Origin of the sequence: Lactobacillus delbrueckii subsp. delbrueckii DSM 20074 = JCM 1012 (assembly GCF_001433875.1) — a bacterium.
Classification (GTDB): Bacteria; Bacillota; Bacilli; order Lactobacillales; family Lactobacillaceae; genus Lactobacillus; species Lactobacillus delbrueckii.
Genome location: NZ_AZCR01000146.1, coordinates 1 through 319 on the forward strand (window position 1 = coordinate 1; position 319 = coordinate 319).

Below are 319 nucleotides of genomic sequence, written 5' to 3' on the forward strand. Positions count from 1 at the left end.
GGTCGCTTTGCAATGTTTTCATTGATCTCAATGATTCTCGGTTTTTTCTTGGAATTAAGATATTCAGTTTTCAACGTACAAACTTGGCCTTCCGGCCAATGGAGGCAAACGGGATCGAACCGATGACCTCCTGCTTGCAAAGCAGGTGCTCTCCCAGCTGAGCTATGCCCCCGTAAAATATCAACTTTTAAGATGTTACTCCATCTCGGCTGAAATGTAAAGAGCTTTCTTTGCATTTCAATGGGCCTGGATGGACTTGAACCATCGACCTCACGCTTATCAAGCGTGCGCTCTAACCAGCTGAGCTACAGGCCCAAGT

Annotated in this window: 2 tRNA genes; both read right to left on the reverse strand. The window is 46.4% G+C overall.

From position 1 onward, the window contains the following. Positions 1-99: 99 nt before the first annotated feature. Positions 100-172: transfer RNA gene (locus FD23_RS08880), tRNA-Ala, on the reverse strand. A gap of 69 nt (positions 173-241) precedes the next feature. Then, a tRNA-Ile gene (locus FD23_RS08885) sits at positions 242-315 on the reverse strand. Between the last annotated feature and the right edge of the window lie 4 nt (positions 316-319).